General features: G+C 69.0%; 18 protein-coding genes and 1 pseudogene. 6 read left to right on the top strand and 13 right to left on the bottom strand.

Annotated elements, in window-relative coordinates; translation table 11 throughout:
* Positions 1 to 451 precede the first annotated feature (451 nt).
* From ACZ7LS_RS21810 to ACZ7LS_RS21825, 4 genes and pseudogenes are all read right to left on the bottom strand, one after another.
* On the bottom strand, positions 452 to 1,363 hold the full coding sequence (locus ACZ7LS_RS21810) for a MerR family transcriptional regulator (protein WP_385130455.1): 912 nt from the start codon (positions 1,361 to 1,363) through the stop codon (positions 452 to 454).
* 206 nt (positions 1,364 to 1,569) lie between these two features.
* Positions 1,570 to 2,553 carry a BtrH N-terminal domain-containing protein gene (locus ACZ7LS_RS21815; RefSeq protein WP_385130566.1) on the bottom strand — a complete coding sequence of 328 codons (984 nt, stop codon included), beginning with the start codon at positions 2,551 to 2,553 and terminating at the stop codon, positions 1,570 to 1,572.
* A gap of 432 nt (positions 2,554 to 2,985) precedes the next feature.
* Positions 2,986 to 3,393, bottom strand: a pseudogene (locus ACZ7LS_RS21820) (cytochrome P450); the annotation flags it as partial.
* On the bottom strand, positions 3,345 to 4,073 hold the full coding sequence (locus ACZ7LS_RS21825; protein ID WP_385130457.1) for a cytochrome P450 family protein: 729 nt from the start codon (positions 4,071 to 4,073) through the stop codon (positions 3,345 to 3,347). The gene ACZ7LS_RS21825 and the pseudogene ACZ7LS_RS21820, both read right to left, overlap by 49 nt.
* Positions 4,074 to 4,283: 210 nt before the next feature.
* Here ACZ7LS_RS21825 and ACZ7LS_RS21830 point away from each other — a divergent pair, with 210 nt between their 5' ends.
* The 4 genes from ACZ7LS_RS21830 (at position 4,284) to ACZ7LS_RS21845 (ending at position 8,450) form a co-directional block, all read left to right on the top strand.
* Positions 4,284 to 5,021, top strand: coding sequence for a class I SAM-dependent methyltransferase (locus ACZ7LS_RS21830; RefSeq protein ID WP_385130569.1), 738 nt, complete (start codon positions 4,284 to 4,286; stop codon positions 5,019 to 5,021).
* A gap of 131 nt (positions 5,022 to 5,152) precedes the next feature.
* Positions 5,153 to 6,310, top strand: coding sequence for a Dyp-type peroxidase (locus tag ACZ7LS_RS21835; RefSeq protein WP_385130460.1), 1,158 nt, complete (start codon positions 5,153 to 5,155; stop codon positions 6,308 to 6,310).
* The gene (locus tag ACZ7LS_RS21840) at positions 6,291 to 7,127 is read left to right on the top strand and encodes a family 1 encapsulin nanocompartment shell protein (protein WP_382519661.1); all 837 of its coding nucleotides are present in this window, start codon (positions 6,291 to 6,293) and stop codon (positions 7,125 to 7,127) included. Before ACZ7LS_RS21835 ends, ACZ7LS_RS21840 begins: the two co-directional genes overlap by 20 nt.
* A gap of 225 nt (positions 7,128 to 7,352) precedes the next feature.
* Positions 7,353 to 8,450: a carboxylate-amine ligase gene (locus tag ACZ7LS_RS21845; RefSeq protein ID WP_385130463.1), complete on the top strand. Its 1,098-nt coding sequence runs from the start codon at positions 7,353 to 7,355 to the stop codon at positions 8,448 to 8,450.
* 50 nt (positions 8,451 to 8,500) lie between these two features.
* Here ACZ7LS_RS21845 and ACZ7LS_RS21850 read toward each other — a convergent pair whose 3' ends face one another.
* The 8 genes from ACZ7LS_RS21850 to ACZ7LS_RS21885 form a co-directional block, all read right to left on the bottom strand.
* On the bottom strand, positions 8,501 to 9,301 hold the full coding sequence (locus ACZ7LS_RS21850; RefSeq protein WP_382519664.1) for an ABC transporter permease: 801 nt from the start codon (positions 9,299 to 9,301) through the stop codon (positions 8,501 to 8,503).
* A gap of 5 nt (positions 9,302 to 9,306) precedes the next feature.
* Positions 9,307 to 10,095: an ABC transporter permease gene (locus tag ACZ7LS_RS21855; protein ID WP_382519666.1), complete on the bottom strand. Its 789-nt coding sequence runs from the start codon at positions 10,093 to 10,095 to the stop codon at positions 9,307 to 9,309.
* Positions 10,092 to 11,063, bottom strand: a complete 972-nt coding sequence (locus ACZ7LS_RS21860) for an ABC transporter ATP-binding protein (RefSeq protein ID WP_382519668.1) — start codon at positions 11,061 to 11,063, stop codon at positions 10,092 to 10,094. Before ACZ7LS_RS21860 ends, ACZ7LS_RS21855 begins: the two co-directional genes overlap by 4 nt.
* Before the next feature lie 249 nt (positions 11,064 to 11,312).
* Positions 11,313 to 12,803 (bottom strand): mucin-5B, encoded by a 1,491-nt coding sequence (locus tag ACZ7LS_RS21865; RefSeq protein WP_385130467.1) that lies wholly within the window; start codon positions 12,801 to 12,803, stop codon positions 11,313 to 11,315.
* Positions 12,803 to 13,780, bottom strand: coding sequence for a sugar ABC transporter substrate-binding protein (locus ACZ7LS_RS21870; RefSeq protein WP_382519672.1), 978 nt, complete (start codon positions 13,778 to 13,780; stop codon positions 12,803 to 12,805). The genes ACZ7LS_RS21865 and ACZ7LS_RS21870 overlap by 1 nt, the downstream gene beginning before the upstream one ends.
* A complete protein-coding gene (locus ACZ7LS_RS21875) occupies positions 13,777 to 14,835 on the bottom strand; it encodes an ABC transporter permease (protein WP_382519674.1) in 1,059 nt (352 codons plus the stop codon). Before ACZ7LS_RS21875 ends, ACZ7LS_RS21870 begins: the two co-directional genes overlap by 4 nt.
* The gene (locus ACZ7LS_RS21880; protein ID WP_385130470.1) at positions 14,832 to 16,355 is read right to left on the bottom strand and encodes a sugar ABC transporter ATP-binding protein; all 1,524 of its coding nucleotides are present in this window, start codon (positions 16,353 to 16,355) and stop codon (positions 14,832 to 14,834) included. Before ACZ7LS_RS21880 ends, ACZ7LS_RS21875 begins: the two co-directional genes overlap by 4 nt.
* Positions 16,352 to 17,755, bottom strand: coding sequence for an aldehyde dehydrogenase family protein (locus ACZ7LS_RS21885; RefSeq protein WP_382519678.1), 1,404 nt, complete (start codon positions 17,753 to 17,755; stop codon positions 16,352 to 16,354). The genes ACZ7LS_RS21880 and ACZ7LS_RS21885 overlap by 4 nt, the downstream gene beginning before the upstream one ends.
* A gap of 209 nt (positions 17,756 to 17,964) precedes the next feature.
* Here ACZ7LS_RS21885 and ACZ7LS_RS21890 point away from each other — a divergent pair, with 209 nt between their 5' ends.
* Entirely contained in the window at positions 17,965 to 18,447 is a 483-nt protein-coding gene (locus ACZ7LS_RS21890; protein ID WP_385130473.1) for a DUF6086 family protein, read from the top strand.
* 119 nt (positions 18,448 to 18,566) lie between these two features.
* Here ACZ7LS_RS21890 and ACZ7LS_RS21895 read toward each other — a convergent pair whose 3' ends face one another.
* Positions 18,567 to 19,157: a TetR/AcrR family transcriptional regulator gene (locus ACZ7LS_RS21895; RefSeq protein WP_382875654.1), complete on the bottom strand. Its 591-nt coding sequence runs from the start codon at positions 19,155 to 19,157 to the stop codon at positions 18,567 to 18,569.
* A 161-nt stretch (positions 19,158 to 19,318) separates the two neighbouring features.
* Here ACZ7LS_RS21895 and ACZ7LS_RS21900 point away from each other — a divergent pair, with 161 nt between their 5' ends.
* The gene (locus ACZ7LS_RS21900) at positions 19,319 to 20,263 is read left to right on the top strand and encodes an aldo/keto reductase (RefSeq protein ID WP_385130476.1); all 945 of its coding nucleotides are present in this window, start codon (positions 19,319 to 19,321) and stop codon (positions 20,261 to 20,263) included.
* Positions 20,264 to 20,329: the final 66 nt, after the last annotated feature.

Consider the following 20,329-nt stretch of genomic DNA (forward strand, 5'->3'; position numbering starts at 1 on the left):
TCATCAAGCGGTTGACAGCCGGCCGTGGGCGCACCGCTTCGGCTACGACACTACCCACCTCGCAGAAGCGGGGAACTGACAAAACCGGCCACAGGCGGCGCCGCGAAGCAGGTCTGCCGGTGTTGCTGCGCGAGGTCGATGATCCGCGGTGGCTGGAGTGGCCGCGGCACCACGACCGCGGCGAGAGCGCCGTCCACTTCGCGAGCTGGACGGCGCCGGCCTTGCCACGGTCAACCGGGCACTGGCCGAACTCGGCCGCGTCGTGGTCTCCGAGGAACTGCCGGCGAGCGACTACGACGGGCTGAGCCGATTGCAGATGTCCCGTACGACCAGGGGCCGCATGCCCTCCCGCGGGTTGAGGTCCGGGCCGTACGTGGGCCGCCAGGTCGCGGTAGTCCTTCCAGCCGAGGCTCCGCGATGAATGGCCTGACGGACAGTCCTGGGCCGTGTCTCAGGTAGCGGGTGAGTCCCGGGCGGAGAGTTCTTCGGCCAGTTCCATACAGCGCAGGCGAGCTGGGGAGAAGTCGTAGGGCATCTTGCCGATGGCTTCGAACGCGCTCATGGAGTCAGCCTCCCGCCTGCCAGAGCTGAGGTCGGCCTCGCCCTCGCCGTCATCGGCGGTAGCGGGGTGCGAAGTGTCCCAGGCGTCGAAGAGGGCATCGTCGTCCTTGTCCAGGCCGGACTCCTCGATGACGGCGTGCAGGACGTTCTCGAAGGCGTGCCGCTCGGCGGCCAGTTGAGCCACCCGTGGATCATCGACGGCGACGCTGTCGTCGAGTGCCTCCTCGGCGTCGTCGATGCGGTCGGAGTCCTCCCGCAGAGTGGGATGCGTGGCCAGGACGATGAAGCGGGTGGCCTGGACGGCCGCGCCGAGCGGGCCGAAAATCCGCTCAGTGACCAGCAGCGTGTCCAGGTCCGCCTGACGCGGGGAACCCTCGGGCAGGCTCTTGAGGCGTTCGGTGACGAAGTCGGAGAGCAGGCCCATCCGGCTGCCTTCGGTGCGCATCCGCTGCACGGCGGTCCGTTGCCGCCGCAGTTTCGCCTCCTGCTCGGCGAGGGTTTCCTCCAACCGCTCCAGGATGCCCGCGATGCCTTCTCCGCTGTCCGCACCGGCGGAAGCCGTGCCGGTGGTGAAGGCGTCACGGATGTCGTCCAGGGCGATCCCCGCGTCGGCCATCTTGCGAATCCACAGCAAGCGGATCATGTCCTCGTACTCGTAGCGGCGGCGGTCATCGCCACCCCGCTCAGGCTCGGGGAGCAGGCCGATCTCGTGGTAGTGGCGAATCGCCCGTGGCGTGCTGCCGGCGAAGGCCGCCGCGTCACCGATCTTGACCTGGCGGGGTGGCATGAAAGACGAACGCATGAGCGGGGACCTTTCCTCAAAAGATCGGGACGTAAGTCCAGCGGACCACATGCCGCTACGGAAGGTGCAACCCCATCCGCGGCTTATGCCCACCACAGGCGGCAACGACTTCAGCACCGACCACTGCTCATCAAAAAGAGCCCCCGCCCCACATCTTGATCATCATCGTGCGGGGCGCGCACAGGAAGCCGAACCCGGAACACGGCCTAGATGAGGCTGAGCGCCTGCATCGCGTCGCGTTCGATGCGCGACAGCTCGTGGAGGATGGAGCCGGCCTGCGTGAGGTTCTGCGCGTCGCCGGATTCGCCTGCCGCCGCGACGAGTCCGGCCACCTGTGTCCAGAGGGTGGCGGCCTCGGCATACAGGCTGTGGCCGGTGCGCAGGTGGTTGTTGTCGATCACTTGGGCGCACTCGGCCAGAAAGTCCCGGTAGAGATTACGGAACAGGGCGCCGCCGGTGCCGGCCCTTTCCATGAGGGTGGCGGCACGTGACAGGTCCGCCTGCGGATTGTCGCCGCGCCGCAGCCACTTCGGCACGTGCTCGGCGGTCTTCCCGATGCCCCTGTGGCCCAGGTTCGCGATGGGCGGGTTCAGGAAGGCGTCGGCGCAGCTCTTGATCGCGGGGATGATCCGGTCCTGCGGTGGCGTCGGGGGGCTGGGCGCTGTGATGGTGAAGGAGCGGTGCTTGGCGGTCATGGGGCCGCGCTCGGCTCTGGCCTTGGCCAGGCCGGCGAGGCCGGTGGAGACGGATCCGCCCTGGGCGGCGGTGTCCACCAGGTAGGCGTCCTGTTCGTCGTAGCCGTACATGGCCACGATGTGTCCGCCGAAGTGCACCTTGGTGCTGAAGTAGTCCAGGTGGTAGCTGTCGAGCTGAAGGCCGACCGGCCGGCCGGCCCCGATGGGTGCCGCCACGTTCTGCCATGCCTTGCGCGGGGAGGTGGTCTCCTCGACCTGTAGCTCAAGTCCGAGTGTGGCGGCCAGGTTCCTGGTGAGCTCGAACGGCTTGACCCGGCCTCCCAGGAAGGGAAAGCCCATGCTCTTGCTGTCCCAGTAGACGAAGGACAACCCGGAGCCGAGCCCGAACAGCATGGGCTCGGACAAGTCGAGTCCCTCATGCCGCAGCAGTACACCCAGCGCCGTCGTCTCGCAGTGCCGCATACCGCGGACATCGATGTCTTTCACCATGGTCATGCCGCTCATTCTCCTTCCTCGCCTGACGACAACGCCGCAGATGGGCATGCCGGGCCACCACGCCCCAGACACGATCTGCCGGACAGGGCCCGGCGAGGCCACCCTCACGCTGTCCGGCGAACAGCCCGACATCACCCGCTCAAGTGCCGTAGCGCCGGATACAACGCAGGTGCCCCAAGGGCGGCGGGCCGTGCTGAACTGCCCGGAAAGGAACCGGGGAAGGCGCAGAAGGCGTAGATGGCATGTCACCGACGGCGGCCCGCTGCGAGAACCGCGTCCGAAAACGCGCGCGACACCGCACCGGCGCCTCGCTCCTTTGTGGTTCAGCCCTGGAGAAACACGCAATTCACGGAGACAGCGGCTGCGCGGAGAAGCGACCCACCGCAAGCGATCAGGATGATCGATCAGCGACATCTCGGGGAACCAGGACATCAGGGAGACAACGGCAACGCTGTTTTCCAAGCGGGCAAGAGACGCGCCGGGACAATAGTGAAGTCCGTGCCCGAAAGCGAGATGGGAGTTGTTTCCCCGATGCGGGTCGAATACCTCCGGCCTCTCGAAACGCTCCGCGTCACGATTCGCCGCAGCCCAGGACAGCCAGATCCGGTCGCCGGTAACGGCCGGCATGTCTCCGATATGGACGTGCTGTGTGGTGAAACGCCGGACGGCGAGCATCGCGGGCGAGTTCCAGCGCAGTGCCTCTTCCGTTATCGCGTGCACGGTCAGGTCACCGGACCGAAAGTCGGACATGTGGGTCGGGTGGCTGAGCAGTGCCATGACGCTGGTGGCGATCAGGCTCGCAGTGTTGTGGTAACCGCCGAAGAGAAGGAGGAAAGCCATGGCCACCAGTTCGTCGGCGGCGAGGCGACCTTCAGCGTCATGGGCGAGAATGAGTGCGGACAGGAGGTCATCGCCGGGTTTTCCCGCTTGCCGTCGATCAGCGCGCCAAGGAAGCGATACATGTGCCGCATGGCCTCACGTGACTGTGGAGCGGCTCCGGCGGCAGCACTGAGCAGCGTGTTCGTCCACGCTCGGAAGTCGAAGCGCTTCTCCTGCGGGACGCCCAGCAGACGGCAGATCACTTCCATGGACAACGGCATGGCGAAATCAGCCACGATGTCCGCGCGACGACGGGCAGAAATCTGATCCAGCAGCCGGTCGGTGATCTCCTGAATATCGTCTCGTAAAAGCTCGGTCCGGCGGGGTGTGAATGTGCTGTTCACCAGGCGTCGCAGGCGAGTGTGGTCCGGTGGGTCTGTGTTGAGGAGATGCGCGTCGAGTTCGGTTGGCATGGAGCTTCCGTCCCGGCCGCCACTTCGGGCATGACGCTTGTTCAGCGACAGGGCGGGATCCATTGCCGCGTCACGCACCTCCCGGTACCCGGTGACGAGGAGGAGCGGGGCGCCATCCTGGGTGACGGCCCGGTGGACGGCGCCTTTGCACCGCAGGGCCGCGTAGGAGGCATGCGGGGCTGAGAAGAAATCCTCGTCCAGGGCGAGTGGATCATGAAACGTGGACAACCGGGGCTCCCTCTTTCCAGGTGGATGGATGCATCGGCGGTCAGTCATGGAGACACGCCGCTGGTCCGGGGACTCATATGACGTGGATCGTATGCCCGTTCCGTCGGCCATCCATGAGGAGTCGCACGCCCAACCAACCGGCTGGAGACATCGGAGCGGCGCCGGGAAAAGCGTTGGACATCGCGTAGGGCAGGAGCGAGCGTGGACGGCATGCAGCAGAACATCTGGGACGCCGAGACCGCCCAGCGCTATGACACGCCCGGCTCGGGTATGTTCGCGCCCGAGGTCGTGGGGCCGACCGTGGACCGGCTCGCTCGGCTCGCGGGGGACGGGCCGGCGCTTGAGTTCGCCATCGGGACCGGACGGGTGGCCGTCCCGCTCGCCGGGCGGGGGGTCTCCGTCACCGGCATCGAGCTCTCGCTCCCGATGGTGGAGCTACTGCGGACCAAGGCGGACGAGGCGACGATCCCCGTGGTCATCGGTGACATGGCGACCGCCGTCGCCCCCGGGAAGTTCAGCCTCGTCTACCTCGTCTTCAATACGATCTCCAACCTGCTCACCCAGGATGAGCAGGTCGAGTGTTTCCGCAACGCCGCCCGCCATCTCGCGCCCGGCGGCCGGTTCGTGATCGAGCTCTGGGTGCCGGAGCTGCGCAAGCTCCCGCCGGGCCAGACGGCCACCGTCTGGCAGTCCGAACCCGGCTATATCGGTCTGGACACCTACGACGTCCTGCACCAGCACGTGGTGTCGCACCACTTCCGGTTCGACGAGACCCAGGAGGCGCGGTTGTCCCGCAGCCCTCACCGCTACATCTGGCCGGCCGAACTCGACCTCATGGCCCGACTGGCCGGGTTCGAACTGGAGACCAGGCACGCGGACTGGGACGGAGCCGCGTTCACGGCCGAGTCGCGCTCTCACGTCTCCGTCTACCGCGTCCCGCCCGTGTAGTGGCTCCCGTGCCCGAGTGCGGCCCAGGGGCGGGAAGTGACGAGCAGCGCGGTGGCGGGCGCCCCGGTCCCGCCATACGGTGGACGGAGCCTCGCCTTCCCGGGCCGTGACGCGAGAAAGGGATGTGGTCCATGGGCGCCCACTCCCCCGAGCCGGTTCCGCAGCCGGTGCTGTCCCCGCTGTCAGCCGCGGCGATCTTCCTGGTCCTCACCATCGACGAGGGCGGCGAGCCGGTCACACGGGGGCTGCTGTCGGACCTGAACGGGCTGCAGCGGGCGGTCGGCTTCCGCGCCACACCGGACGGCAGGCTCGGCGCCGTCGTGGGCATCGGCTCGCAGGCGTGGGACCGGTTGTTCACCGGGGCGCGCCCGGCGGAGCTGCATCCCTTCCCCGAGCTGACCGGATCGCGCCACCGCGCCGTGTCGACACCCGGTGACCTGCTCTTCCACATCAGAGCCGCCCGCCTGGACCTGTGCTTCGCGCTCGCCGCCGAGATCATGGCGCGGCTCCGCGATGTCGTCACCGTGTGCGACGAGGTCCATGGATTCAAGTACTTCGACGTACGTGACCTGCTCGGGTTCGTCGACGGCACCGAGAACCCGACGGGCCCGGCGGCGAGCGCCGCCGTGCTGATCGGCGACGAGGACCCGCCGTTCTCCGGAGGCAGCTATGTGATCGTGCAGAAGTATCTGCACGATCTGCGGGCCTGGAACGCTCTCACGGTCGAGGCGCAGGAGAAGGCCATCGGGCGCAGGAAGCTGTCCGACATCGAACTCGACGACGCCGAGAAGCCGCCCGATTCCCACGTGGCCCTCACCACGATCGAGGACCCGGACGGGACCAAGCACGAGATCCTGCGCGACAACATGCCTTTCGGGTCCGTCGGACAGGGTGAGTTCGGCACGTACTTCATCGGATACGCCCGTACCCCGACGGTGACCGAGCGGATGCTGGAGCGCATGTTCCTGGGCACTCCCCCGGTGCCCCGGGACGGCACTCCCCCGGTCTCCCACGACCGGATCCTGGACTTCTCCACGCCGGTCACCGGGTCACTGTTCTACGTACCCACCAGCGACTTCCTGGACGATCTCCCCGATCCGCCGGACCGGAGCGAGAAGGACCGGAGCGAGAGGGACCGGAGCGAGAGGGACCGGAGCGAGAAGGCAGGCGCCGATGCCGTCCCCGTCCCCCCGGTGGCCCGGTTCCCGGCCGGGGACGGCTCCCTGGGAGTCGGCGGCCTGAGAGAGCGACAGAAGGCGAGCACCGCCGATGAGCAATCTGCACCGTGAACTGGCGCCCATCTCCTCCGCCGCGTGGGCCGATATGGAGCAGGAGGCGCGACGTACGTTCACACGCCATGTGGCGGGCCGCCGGCTCGTGGACGTTCCCGAGCCGGGCGGCGCCGAACTGTCCGGTGTGGGCACCGGCCATCTCAGGGCCGCGGAACCGCCCGCGGCCGGAGTCACGGCCCACTCAAGAGCCTTCCAGCCTCTGGTGGAGCTTCGCGTGCCGTTCACCGTGGACCGGCAGCAGGTGGACGATGTGGAACGCGGGGCCAAGGACGCGGACTGGCAGCCCGTGAAGGACGCGGCGCGAAGGCTCGCGTTCGCCGAGGACCGGGCCGTCTTCGAGGGCTATGCCGCCGCCGGTATCGCGGGGCTGCGCGCGAGTTCGTCGAACCGGGCCCTGACCGTGCCCGCCGACGTGCGCGAGTACCCCACCGTCGTCAGCAAGGCCGCGAGCGCGCTGCGGCTGGCGGGGGTCGGCGGTCCGTACGCACTCGCGCTGAGCGCCGAGGCGTACACCGCCGTCAGCGAGACCTCCGACTTCGGCTATCCGGTCATCAAGCACATGGCCCGGCTCCTGGACGGCGACATCGTCTGGGCGCCCGCGATCGACGGGGCTTTCCTGCTGTCCACGCGGGGCGGCGACTTCGAACTGCGCCTCGGCCAGGACGTGTCCATCGGATACCTGTCGCACGACGAGCGCGGCATCCGTCTGTACTTCCAGGAGACGCTGACCTTCCTCGTGTACACGGGCGAAGCCGTCGTGTCCGTGGAGGTGGAGGCCCCGGACTCGACCGGGGCTTCTCGACGGGGACCGTGACCGGCGGTCTCCGCTTCCGCGTCGAGCCCGCCGACCGCCTCCTCCTCCGCGTCCGGCGTCCGGCGCCCGGCCGCGTGACGTGCGGCGGGCGAACCGCTCGCCGCGCGTGACGGGAGCGGCCTCCGTGGGGTCCGGGGCGGGTGGCCGGTTACGGGTGACGTGGTATGGCGGTGGGGCTCCGGCCGTGCACATACTCAAGGCTCCGAAGCCCGGGAGGGGAAGCCCATGGCACAGCCGCTGTCCGTCGGTGTTGAGGAGGAGTTCCTGCTGGTCGACCCGGACAGTGGGGCGGCCGTGCCCGCTTTCGAGGCGGTGATCGCGGCCACGCCCACCACCGGACCCGCTCAACGGCTGAAGCCGGAGGTCTCCTCGGCGGTGGTGGAGGCTGTGACGGAGCCTCATCACGAACTGTCGCTGCTGGCCGACGACGTGCGCGCGTTGCGCTCGGCCGCCGCGGCCGCCGCGGAGAAGGCGGGCTGTGCGGTGCTGGCGTGCGGTACGGAGCTGGTGGCCGGACCGTACATGCCACCGACCAGCGGCTCCCGCTATCGCGCGATCCACCAGAAGTACGGTGCTCTCCTGTTCGGCCATATACCGTGCGGCCTGCACGTTCACGTCGGTATGCCCGACCGGGAGCATGCCGTCCGGGTGAGCAACCACCTTCGGACCTGGCTGCCCACACTCCAGGCACTCGCCGCCAACTCCCCCATCTCGCTGGGAAGGGAGACCGGATACGCGAGCTTTCGGTCAACCTGGTGGGGATACACACCGGTGGCGGGTGCGGCTCCGCTGTTCGCCGACGCCGGCCACTACGACGCGCTGCTCGACAGCTTGGTCGCCTCGGGGGTGCTCCTCGACCGGAAGATGGCGTACTGGTTCGCCCGCCCTTCCGAGAACGTGCCCACCATCGAGATACGGGTCATGGATGTCTGCCCCACCAGCGACACCGTGATCCTGCTGGCGGGACTGACCCGCGCACTGGTCGCCACCTGCCTGCGGGATGTGGAACGAGATGCCCAACTCCCTCCAGTATCGGACCAGTTGCTGGCAGCGGCTCACTGGCAGGCTGCCCGCTACGGACTGGAGGGCGACGCCCTGGACATGTCCTCCGGACGCCCGCTGCCCGCCTGGACGTTGGTGGAACGGCTGGTGGAGCATGTCGCTCCCGCACTGTCCGACGCGGGGGACCTCGCCCTGGCCCACGACCTTCTGGCGGAGTTACGCGCGAACGGTTCCTGGGCCGCCCGGCAACGGAAGATCATCCAAACGGGCGGGGAACTGGCTGATGTGTCCTCCTATCTCCGCTCCTTGTTCCTGAAGTGAGAGACCGGCGTTGCTGAAGGGAAAGGCCCATCGGGGCCGCGAGCTCCTGCTCAGTGCCCGCTGCTCTCGTAGTGGCGGGACTGGTGCTCCCAGAAGCGGTACGCGGCGTACATCAGCAGGACACCGACGGCGGGTGCGCCCCAGCCGAGCCACGCGGGCACGGCCAGCTCCTCCTCGCGGTCCAGCAGCACGGTGGCCGGGAGGTACGCGACGAACGCCAGCGGGAAGACGAAGGTCAGTCCGAAGCCGGCGGCCGAACCGAAGATCTTCAGCGGGTAGTTGCCGAAGTCGCTGAAGATCATGTCGATGGCGAACTTGATCGGAGTGACCTTCTTCATCTTGAACGCCAGCCCCGACGCCGCGAGTTGCAGGGATCCCTCGACCAGCGCGCCGCCGACGACCGCCAGCAGCAGGAAGCCGACGGCCCCCGGTGACCAGTCGACCGGCGCCTGGGCAGAGGCGAAGGCCAGCAGTACGAACCCGCCGACCAGGTCGCCGAGCGCGCTCAGCCGGAGTCTGCGGGTGAGGAGCTGGATCAACGGCGAGACGGGCCGGATCAGATATCTGTCGTACTCCCCCTCGACAATGACCTCGTCGACATGGATCAGCTGGTGGCCCGGGACGAGCCAGAGGCCGTGCGCGGTGAGACGCAGCCCGTAGAGGAAGGCGATCTCGGACAGTCCCCAGCCGCCGACCTCGCCGAAGCGGTCGAGGACCGCCCAGATGAAGGCCAGCCCGACGCCCTGGTAGAACAGACCGCCGATGATGTTGATGAACAGGTTTCCCCGGTACTGGAATTCGGCGCGGAACGCCGCACCGGCCAGCAGCAGATAGACACGGAGCCATCGCATCGCGCTCACCCGCCCTGCGACATGACGCGGTGCCGCGCCCGCGACCAGACCAGCGCGGCCAGCCCGCTCAGGGCGATGATCCAGCACAGCTGCACGGCGAGGGCGGCGGCGATGCCGGAGCCCTCGGCCTGGCCGAGGTAGATGGCGGCCGGGGCGTGCGCGGTCGCCTGGAAGGGGAGCAGTTCCGCGGCGGCCCTGACCGGATCCGGCATGAACCACAGGGGCACGAGGGCGCCGGAGAAGAACTGTGCGACGAAACGGTAGGCCAGCAGGGCTCCGCTCACCTCCAGCGTCCAGAAGGACACCATGCCGAGCAGCAGTCCCAGCAGCTGGCTGACGACCAGCGCGCCGAGCAGGGCCAGCGGATAGGCGAACGCGGCGGCCGGTGACGCGGGGGCCCGGCCCGCGCCGACCAGCAGCGCGAACGGCAGTGCCACCACCAGGACCGGCACCGAGGCGGAGATCCACCCGAGCTGGCCCGCCAGCATCTGTCCGGGGAAGCCGATGGGGCGCAGCAGGTCCACCGCGACCTTGCCCTCGCGGACCCGCTGGTCGATGGGCGAGGACCGCCAGGGGCTGACCAGCGTGTACTGGAGGGTGGCCAGCGTCGCGTACGCCGTCATGGTGCCGAGGGGGATCCCGTCCACCTCCTGGCGGCCGTCGTAGAACGCGCTCCACACCACCGTCAGCAGGTAGATCTGCAGGAGCATCATCACGAATGTCGACAGGTAGGACGTGCGGTAGGCGAGGGCGACGCGGAATTCCATCCGGGCGCAGGCGAGATGGGCGTTCATCCGCGGTCCGCGTAGATCCGGTGGATGACGCTTTCCAGCTCCGGTTCCACGATCGACAGATCGGTCACCCGGTGTTCCGCCAGTACGGCGGCGACCAGCTCGGCGGGCGAGGTCCGCGCGGGGTCGAAGCGGAGCCACACCTTGCCCTCCTCGCGGCGGACTATCTCGGCGCCCTCGACCTCCTCAAGGTGGTCGGTCTGCACGACGAGTTCGCGGTGCGGTGCGTAGCGGGCCTTCAGTTCGTCCACGTCGCCGTCGTAGGCGACTTTGCCGTGGTCGATGAGCACGATGCGTTCGCACAGTTCCTCGACGTCGTCGAGGTCGTGGGTGGTGAGGACGACCGTGGTGCCGGACTGGCGGTTGAGTTCGGCGACGAAGCCGCGTATTCGTTCCTTGGCGACGACGTCGAGCCCCACGGTCGGTTCGTCGAGGTAGAGGATGCTCGGGTCGTAGAGCATGGCGGCGGCGAGGTCGCCGCGCATCCGCTGGCCGAGCGAGAGCTGGCGCACCGGGGTGTCGAGGAAGGAGCCGAGGTCGAGCAGTTCGGTGAACTGCTTCTGTTTCTCGGCGAACCGGCCCGCGGGTACGTCGTAGAGCCGGCCGATCAGCCACAGCGAGTCGCGCAGTGGCAGGTCCCACCAGAGCTGGCTGCGCTGGCCGAAGACCACGCCGATCTGGCGGGCGTTGCGGGCACGGTCGCGCCAGGGCGTGGCCCCGGCGACGCGGACGGTGCCGGAGGTGGGCACGAGAATGCCGGTGAGCATTTTGATGCTGGTGGACTTTCCGGCGCCGTTGGGACCGAGGTAACCCACTATCTCGCCCGGCTCGATCCGGAAGCTGATGCCGTCGACGGCCCGGTTGACGGTGTACTCGCGGGTCAGCAGCGTGCGGATGCCCGCGAACGAGCCATGGTGCCGCTTGGGTCTGCGGAACTCCTTGACGAGGTCTGTCACCTCGATGACGGGCATGGGTGCCTTTCCTGGACCGTGCCGGCTTCCCGCGCGGGAAGTGGTCGATCAGCGAGTGTGCCCGTCAACTCGCCTTCTCCGCCATCGAATTATCGATCACGAATGACCGGTCACGGAATGACCGGTCACGGGATCGGCGCCGCGGTCGCCCCCGGCCGCCACGGCACAGGTCCGCGCGTGACAGTGCTCCGCCTCCTCGCCCGCGAGTGGCCGGGCGAGGAGGCGGAGCAGGGGACCGCGGGAGTCAGCTCACTTCTTCCCGGGCTTCGGCACGAACAGCTTGATGTCCGTGAGGCTCGCGCTGCCCTCGTACACGTTGGTGTAGAGGTCGCCGATGACGAAGGAGTCCGGGTAGGCGGAGTCCTTCGGCCACTGGTCGGGCCACTCGGACTTCCCGTGGAGGTCCTTGCCCTGGACGAGGGTGTTGTTGTAGCGGCCGTCGTACTCGCCGGGCTTGACGTTGTAGTGCCAGATCGGGTTGTTGTTCACGATGAAGTCGCGGTGGAAGCGGAGTGTCTGCTGTCCGGCACGGGCGAAGTTTCCACTGGCCTCCAGCGTATAGCCGGTCGCGTCGCGCTCGATGGCGAACGTGTAGTCCTCGTTCGGCATCAGCTCGGGCTGGAGTTCGGCCGCGGACGACAACTGCTGCTCGGCGACACCGTTGGAGCAACTGGTCATGAACCACTGGGAGTTACCGGCCAGGCCGCCCTGGCCCGGGGTCCAGTTCGGCAGTCCGCTGATCCACATGTTGACCGTGTTGAAGCTGCTGTCCTTGTAGTCGTAGTACTCGTTGGTCTTCGCGTTGCAGACGCGGCCTCCGGTGCCCGTACCGACGCGGTCGGGGTGCTGGGCGAAGGAGTCCATGAGCACCTTGCGCCGGTAGTGCCAGAAGTGGTTGTTGCGGGGCGCGGGGTCGGCGAAGTCCACGATGGACAGGTAGTGGAATCCGTTGTAGCCGTACTTGCCCGCGCGGACGTCCTGCCACTCGCAGTACGGGGCGGCGGCGTCGCCCTCCCAGCCCGGGCTTCTGGAGCCCTCGCCCCAGGGGTGCTGGGTCTTGCACCCGTCCTTGCTGTAACCGTTGACGCGGTTGTCGTAGTCGATGGTTCCGTTGCGCTTGCCGCCGAAATCGAGCGTCTTGAGCTTGTATTCGATGCGGTACTGCTCGGGAAGCGACTCGGTCGGCCGGAAGATGGCGCCGCCCGTGTGGTCGGGGACGTCGAGTCTGGCGACGGTGGACTTGCCCGCCGTGCCGTTGGTGATGGACGGCGGCTTCTCGATGGTGCCGTCCTTGTTCCAGTCGCGGGCGGACAGCGACGCGGTCAGCCAGCCGTCCTCGCCGACCGGGAACTCCTTCCGGTAGGTGGCGAAGGAGTTGAGCTGCTTGTCCCAGGCGTCACCGTAGTCGTTGTGGTACCACTCGCCGTTGTCGTCCATGACGGTGTCGAACGGGTTGTCGTAGGCTTCCCTGACCCAGGGTGCCTTCCCCGGGTCGAGTTTCTGGGCGAAGTTCTCGGAGTGCAACAGCGTCCACTGCTGCTTCGTCGGCGGCTTCTGCGCGGACGGCTTCTGCGCGGGCGGCTTCTGCCCGGCGAGGGAGGCGGGTGCGCTTTCGCCCGAGGTCTGCGCCGCGGCGAGCAGCGGTGTGAGGGCGAGGGCGCCGCCGAGCAGGGCGGTCACCACGTAGCGGTGTGTTCTGCGCAGCGGGAGACGGGCTCGGTACGCTTCAGTGCGGCTCATCAGAACTCCCCGTCCGGGTCGTAGTACTTGTCGGCGTTCTCCTTGGTGACGCTTGGCGAAGGCACCACCGTGTCCTTCTCCGTCTTCTTGCCGTCCAGGATGTCGATGGTCCTGTCCAAGCCGAGACTGCCGATCTGGTCGGCGTCGTTGAGGCCGGTGACCAGGTAGTTCGTACCGTCCGAGATGGCCTTGAGAGCTTCGGCCTGGCCGTCGACGCCGGCCAGCACGATGTCCTTGTCGCGGCCCGCGTCCTTGATGGCGCGCTGGGCGCCCAGGCACATGGCGTCGTTCTCGCAGAACACCGCGTCGATGTCCTGGTGCGAGGCGAGCAGGCTCTCCGTCACGGTCAGTCCCCCGTCGGAGCTCCAGTTCCCGAAGTCGGGAGCTTCGACGATCTTGAGTCCGGCACCGGTGAGGGCGCCCTTGACGCCGTTGGTGCGGGCCAGGCCGATGCTGTTGTCGGCGGGGCCGCCCTTGACGATCGCGACCGTGGCCGCGTCGGGCAGCCGGCCGGCCAGGAACTCGCCGTTCTGCTTGCCGATCGCCTCGTTGTCGGGGCCGATCCAGCTCGTGTAGTCGCCGGTCTTGAACTTGCGGTCGACGAGTACGGCCGGCTTGCCCGCGGCCTTGATGGCGTTGAGGACGGCGGGGGCCGATTCCAGGGGGCCGCCCGAGATGATGACCGCGTCGACGCCCTTGCTCAGCAGGTCCTCGACGTTCGAGGCGAGCTTGGCCGCGTCGCCGCCCGCGTCCGTGCTGCGGATCTCGACGCCCTTCTTCTTCGCCTGCGCCTTGATCGCGCGGTCCATGCCGTTGAAGTAGGGCCCGCTCAAGGTGAAGTTGGCGACACCGACCGTATAGTCGCCATCCCCCTCGCCGCTCGCGTTGCCACCGTCGGACGAGCAGCCCGAGAGGGTGGTGACGAGAACGGCCCCGGCGAGCAGTCCGGCGCAGCGCATCTTGCTGTGGGCGGTCATGACAGCGATCCCTTTCCCGGGGTCGTCGCTCCGGCGGGGCGGAGCCGCCCCGCGCGCTGGACGAGAATGACGGCAACGATGATGAGCCCCTTGAAAACCTGCTGCCAGAAGCTCTGTACGTCGTAGAGGTTGAGCAGGTTGTTGATCAGCGCGAGCACCAGAACACCGGCGCAGGTCGCCCGCACGGTGCCCTTGCCGCCGGCCAGGCTGGCACCACCGATCACACAGGCGGCGATGGCGTCCAGTTCGAAGGCGGTGCCCACGCTGGGCTGGGCGATGCCGACCCGGCTGGCGAGAATGACGCCCGCGAGTCCGGCGCAGGCGCCGCTGATGGTGTACGCGAGCACCACATGGCGTCGTACGCCGATGCCCGCGAGGCGTACGGTCTCCGCGCTGCCGCCGATCGCGGTCAGTGCCCGGCCCGCCGGGGTGCGGCCGAGGAAGACGCCGCCGAGCAGGAACACGGCGATCATGATGATCGTGGAGACGGGTATGGGGCCGAGCGCGGCGGATCCGAGTTCGAAGAATCCGGCCTTCTCCGGGGCGACCGGGGTCTCCGAGTAGACGAAGGCCAGCCCGCGGATGGTGGTGAGCGCGGCGAGTGTCACGACGAAGGGCGCGAGCTGGAAGCGGGCCACCAGTGCCCCGTTGACGAGCCCGAACCCGATGCCCGACGCCACGCCGATCAGCATCGCCAGCCACACGGGCAGTCCGGCGGACAGGCCCGCGGCGAGAATGCCGGAGAAGGCGACCACCGAGCCGACCGACAGGTCGATGCCGCCGGTCAGGATCACGGTGAGCATGCCGAAGGCGAGCAGTCCTGTGGTGACCGTCTGCTTGAGCAGGTTCGTCACGTTCGCCTCGGTGAGGAAGGCGTCGGTGGTCGCACCGGCGATCGCGATGAAGGCGACGAGCAGCGCGGCAAGGCCCACTTCCAGGGTGATGTCGCGCCCCGCCACCCTGATCCTGGGCAGCCGCGAGCCCTCACCCGCCCCGCCGGCCTTCTGGGAGAGATGCTCGGAATCCCTGGGAGATGCCGAGAGTTGATCCGTCATGCGGCGTGTCCGATCGCGTGGGCGAGGACGGTGTCCTCGGACGTACGGCCAGAAGGAAGCTCGGCGGTGATCCGTCCCTCGTGCATCACCAGCACGCGGTCGGTGGCGCCGAGGACCTCGGTGAGGTCGGACGAGATGAGCAGGACGGCCATTCCGTCGCGGGCGAGTTCGTCGAGCATGCGGTAGATCTCCACCCGGGTCGCCATGTCGACACCGCGGGTCGGCTCGTCGAGGAGGAGCACGCGGGGCGACGTGAGCAGCCATTTGGCCAGTACGGCCTTCTGCTGGTTGCCGCCGCTGAGCGTGCGTACGGGCAGCCGCGCCGAGTGGGCGGGCCTGATGTCGAGCCGTTCGGTCATCGCCAGGGCGTCTCGGCTGCGCCGGGCGGTGTCCAGCAACGGTCCCCTGGTCGCGGTCTTGAGTGTGGTCAGGCCGATGTTCTCCTCGGTGCTGAGGCCGAGGACCAGGCCGGTGCGCTTGCGGTCCTCCGTGACCAGGGCGAGCCCCGCGCCGATGGCCTCCTTGGGGCTGCGGAACCGGTCGGTACGTGACCCTTCGGCCCTGATCGTCCCCTTGGCCGCGCGCCGGGCGCCGAACACGCAGTGGGCCAGCTCGCTGCGGCCCGACCCGACGAGACCGAACAGGCCGGTGATCTCGCCTGCCCGCAGGGTGAAGGAGACGTCGTCGAACTCGCCCGGTCTGCTGAGCCCTTGGACCGAGAGCAGTTCGGGCCCCACGTCGGTGCGCCGGTCGGGGTAGAGCTGCTGCGGACGGCGGCCCGCCATCAGGCGGATCATCTCGTTCTCGTCCGTGTGCCGCGGTGTGGTCTCGGCGACGACGCGGCCGTCCTTGATGACGACGATGGTGGTGGCCAGTTCGGTGACCTCGGCGAGCCGGTGCGACACGTAGACGATGACCACACCACGCTTCTGGAGCCTACGGATCAGGGCGAACAGGGCCTCCAGGTCGGCGCCGGCGAGCACCGCCGACGGCTCGTCGAGGACCAGCACCCGCGGCTCCCCGTTCTCGTCCACGAGGGCCTTGGCGATCTCCACCATCTGCTGGCGCGCGACGGTGAGACTGCCTGCCTTGGCCCGGGGGTCGATCGCCCCGTATCCGATGTCCTCAAGGAGGACCCGGGCGCGGGCGTGCGCGGCCCGCCAGTTGATGAGGCCGCCCGGCATCCGCGGGTAGTGGCCCATCAACAGGTTCTCCGTGACGGACAGTTCGGGGACGAGGGTGAGCTCCTGGTGGACGGTCCTGATGCCATGGGTGTGCGCGTCATGCGGGGAGCGCAGGGCCACGGTCTCCCCGTCGAGGCACAGTTCACCGCTGCTCATGGGCTCGGCGCCGGCGAGGATCTTGATGAGGGTGGACTTCCCCGCGCCGTTCGCGCCGACCACGGCGAGCACGTCACCGGCACGGCCCTTGAGGTCCACGCCGTGCAACACCTTCGTACCGCCGTACGACTTGTGCACCCCCCGCACATCGAGAGCCAGCGGAGCGGGCGCACCGCTCACTGGAAGGCCTCCATCACGATGACCGTCTTCTGCCGGGTGAACTCCAGAGCCGTGTCGTGCAGCCCCTCGGCGGAGCCGCCGGTGTCCTTGGGGCCGCCGAAGGGCAGGTTCTCGGCGCGCAGCGCGGTGGATCCGTTGATCACGACGCCGCCCACCTCCAGCCGGCCGGCCAGGGTGTAGGCGCGCTGGATGTCCCGGGTGAAGACGGCGGCCTGGAGTCCGTACGGGGAGGCGTTCGCCATCCGGACGGCTTCCAGGGGGTCGTCGAAGCGGGCCACGGGGGCGACCGGTCCGAAGATCTCCTCGTTGAAGGCCGCGCTGTCGGTGGGTACGTCGACGAGGACGGCGGGGTCGTAGAAGGCGCCGCGACGGGCGCCGCCCGCCACCTTGCGCGCGCCGTCCGAGACGAGGGTGCCCACGGCCTGCTCCACGCGCTGGGCGGCGGCCTCGCTGATGAGCGGGCCCACGTCGGTGCCGTCGGCGAGCTGATCGCCGACGCTGAGCTTGGCGGCACCCGACAGGAGGGCGTCCACGAAGGCGTCGTGCACGCCGTTCTGGACGTAGACGCGCTTGACCGCGCAGCAGATCTGCCCGTTGCCGCGGGCGAGACGTCCCAGGATCACGGCGTTCGCCGCGGCCTCCACGTCGGCGTCGTCGCAGACGATCAGGGCGTCGTTGCCGCCGAGTTCGAGGTGGACCTTCTTGAGGGTGTCCGCGGCGCGGCGGGCTATCTCGCGTCCGGCGGTGGTGGATCCCGTCAGGCTGACCGCGGCGACGCCCGCCCTGGTGGCCAGTTCCTGCGAGACGTGTACCCCGCCGGTGAGCAGTTGGTGCGCGCCGTCGGGGAAGCCGGCGGCGGCGATGAGTTCCGCGATCCGGATGAGCGTGAGCGGGCACCGCACGGGCGGGTGGACGAGCACCGCGTTGCCCGCGGCGAGTGCGGCGGCCGCCTTGTGGGCGTACAGCTCGACGGGGTAGTTGAAGGGCACCAACGCCGCGACGGGGCCGAGGGGTTCGCGCATCGTGACGGCGAGGTGGCGCTCCAGGCCCGGCACGGCGTCGAGCGGAATCTGCCTCCCCAGCAGCCGCGTGGCCTCGCCCGCGAAGCCACGGAAGATCCTGATGGCGGCGCGGACCTCTTCGGTGGTCTGGAAGACCGGCTTGCCGTTCTCCGCGGCGAGCTGCCGGGCCAGCGCGTCGGCCTCGCCCTCGATCAACTCGGCTGCCTTGAGCAGGAGTTGTGCCCTCGCGTGGGCGGGTAGCGCAGCCATGGCCCGTTGGCCGTTCGCCGCGGCTTCGAGTGCGGAGCCGATGCGCTCGGCTGTGAAGTCCTCGATCTCACCGAGGACTTCACCTGTTCCTGGATTGTGTACGGACACAGCAGTACTACGGGACGTCATACGTCGGCTCTCCTGTGCGATCTTGACCGGAAGACGGATCTCCAGAAGTCGCAGCGATGCTGGCACCCGCCCCGTAGTTAGTCAACAGCGGTGACAAAATGCTGGCCTGTAACCTTCGGACACTCTTGAGGACGGCAAATAGTGCATTGGCCAGGCATTCCGGGCGGTGATTTTGTCAAGTAAGTAGCTTGCGGCTCGCCGCTGGCAGGATGTCATGCCACGACCTGCCGGCCCGGCCCGTACGACAGCAGGAAGAGGCACCGGTGAGCCAGTACTACGAGATGGGCGACCAGACCTTGTGGAACCCGTCCAACGGGGCCTCCCGGCTGTTCCTGCGTCAGGTGGACCTCCACCAGGACGAATTGGGTCAGCCGTCCGGCATCGGGCCCATGGAGGCCGACGCGTGCCAGATCGATCCCGTCGTGTTCGAGGCGTTCGCCGACGCCCTGCTCGCGCGACACCGGAGGACGAGTCACGCCGTCATGACCGCCCTGTCCGAGGGGTTCGTCGCCACGGTGCTGGTTCTGGCGGAGAGGGCGGGCATCGAGGTGCGGTGGCAGGCAGCCGACGCCGCCGGGAACGGCGGCCATGAGGATGTCCAGGTCCCGGCGGCCCCGCGTCCCACCGGGGAGGCGTGGATGGCCGCCCTGCGGCAGAGGTCACGCGAGCTGGGCCGGTTCATGGCGACCTGAACCTGAACCGACCGGGTACGGAATCCTCCACGACGAGGCCGTCCGCGAGCACCGAGCGCCTCCCGCTGCCTACGCGTCCGCCCGGGGCGCCGTGACCGTCGTCCTGCGTCCGGCCCTCCTCATCCCCTCGGTGGGCGCAGCGCGTCGACGACGAGGTCGAGCAGTCGCTCCGTCCGCTCCGGGGTGTCGCCGGCCGCCGTCGAGAGGAAGACGCCGAGAAGCATCGTGGTGACGTCCTCGGGGTCGACGTCCGCGCGGAGTGAACCCGTTCGCGCTCCCTCCGCGAGGATCGTCCCGATCGCGGCGGTGACGCGCTCCCGTGTGGTCGGTGTCGCGATCCGCCCCGAGGCCCAGCCGGTGCGGAGCGTGTCGATCATTCCTCGCTTCGTCGCGACGAATCCCGCGTACCGGTCCATCCAGGCACGGAGCGCGGCCTCGGGCGGGAGCTCGTCGAGCAGGCCGGGCGCGCTCGTGGCGACGGCGTCCAGCTCGGCGGCGTAGACGGCCTCGACGAGTGCCTCACGGGTCGGGAAGTGGCGGTAGAGCGTGCCGATACCGACCCCGGCCTCGCGGGCGACGCTCTCCAGCGCGACGGTGTCGTCGGCGGCCGCGAAGGCGGCTCGGGCGACGGTGAGGAGCTTCTCGCGGTTGCGCCGCGCGTCGGCGCGTACCGGGCGCTCGGCCCCGTCGGGCAGGTCGTCGGCTTGCACGCAGGCAGGGGCCGGCCCGGTCGTCGGCTCAGGCGTGGGAAGGGGCGTCGGCTCGGACGCCGGTTCGGGAAGACTCAAAACGGAGGCACCTCCGGTAGTGCTACAGTCGAATTAACGGAGGCTCCTCCGCTTCCTTCATCATCGCACAAGGGCGGAATTCCATGACATCGAACAGCACACCGTCCCCCGAGGTCACCGTCACCGGCGTGCCGCGCCCGGGAGGCAGTGGCCGGCTCGCCGGCCGCTCCGTTTCCCGCGTCGGCTACGGCGCGATGCAGCTTGAGCGCCTCCGGGGAGACCGCGGCGCGGCCATCGCGCTCCTGCGCCGCGCGGTCGAACTCGGCGTCGACCACATCGACACCGCCCAGTTCTACGGCGACGGTCTCGTCAACGGGCTCATCCGCGAGGCGATCCGTCCCGAGGACGGCGTCCTCGTCGTCAGCAAGGTCGGCGCCGACCCGAACCCCGGCGGCCCCCTCCCGCTCCGTCCCGCCCAGCGGCCCCAGGAGCTCCGGGCCAGCGTCGAGGACAACCTCACAAGCCTCGGTGTCGACCGGATCCCGGCCGTGAACCTGCGCCGCCTCGACGCCGGCCCCGGCATCCGGGCCGAGGGTGACCAAGCGGTCGACCTCGATGACCAGCTCGCGGTGATGGTCGCGATGCGCGATGAGGGCAAGATCGGCTCGATCGGGCTGAGCAGTGTGACGCTCGACGGACTGCGCCGGGCGATCCCGGCGGGCATCACCTGTGTGCAGAACGCCTACAGCCTCGTGACACGCGACGACGAGGACATGCTGGAGCTCTGCGTCGCCGAGGGGATCGCCTGGGTTCCGTACTTCCCGCTCGGCGGTGCGTTCCCCGGCATACCGAAGGTGACCGACGAGCCGGCGGTCCGCGCCGCGGCACAGTCCCTCGGCAGCACCCCTTCGCAGGTCGGCCTCGCCTGGTTGCTCCGCCACTCGCCGAACACGCTCCTCATCCCGGGCACCGCCGACACCGGCCACCTGGAGGCGAACGTCGCGTCGGCCGGGATCACGTTCGACGACGCGACGCTCGCCGCGCTCGACGCGGTCCCGTCGCGCTCGGCGGACGTACCGCTCGGCTGACCTGTGCCGGGAGAAGCCCGCCGGCCCACCCCTGGCGGGAGCCCGCTCGCCCCTCGCGGGGGCCCG

This window comes from Streptomyces sp. NPDC039430 (genome assembly GCF_055639435.1).